The organism is Azonexus caeni (genome assembly GCF_048146105.1).
In the GTDB taxonomy this organism is placed as follows: Bacteria; Pseudomonadota; Gammaproteobacteria; order Burkholderiales; family Rhodocyclaceae; genus Azonexus; species Azonexus aromaticus_B.
Map to the genome: position 1 here is coordinate 1 of NZ_JBKJAD010000078.1, position 315 is coordinate 315.

Below are 315 nucleotides of genomic sequence, written 5' to 3' on the forward strand. Positions count from 1 at the left end.
GGTGACGATCACCGGCACCAATGACGGCGCCGAAGTGAGCGGCAAGGACAAGGGTGCGGTGACGGAAGATGCGTCGAACCCGAACCTGACCGACACCGGCACGCTGCTGGTGACGGACGTCGATGGCACGGACGAAGCGCAGTTCCAGACCACTGGCATCGTTGCCAGCGCGGGTGCGCTGGGCGGTCTGACGATCACGGCGGCCGGCGACTGGACCTACACGGTGGCGAACGCCGACGTGCAATACCTGGGCGAAGGCGAGACGAAGGTCGAGACCTTCACCGTGAAGACGGTGGACGGGACGACGCACGACAT

General features: G+C 65.7%; 1 protein-coding gene. It reads left to right on the forward strand.

Annotated features, from left to right (window positions below; translation table 11 throughout):
* A partial coding sequence (locus ACLIIZ_RS21145; RefSeq protein ID WP_416695692.1) for a VCBS domain-containing protein occupies positions 1 to 315 on the forward strand: 315 nt, incomplete at both ends.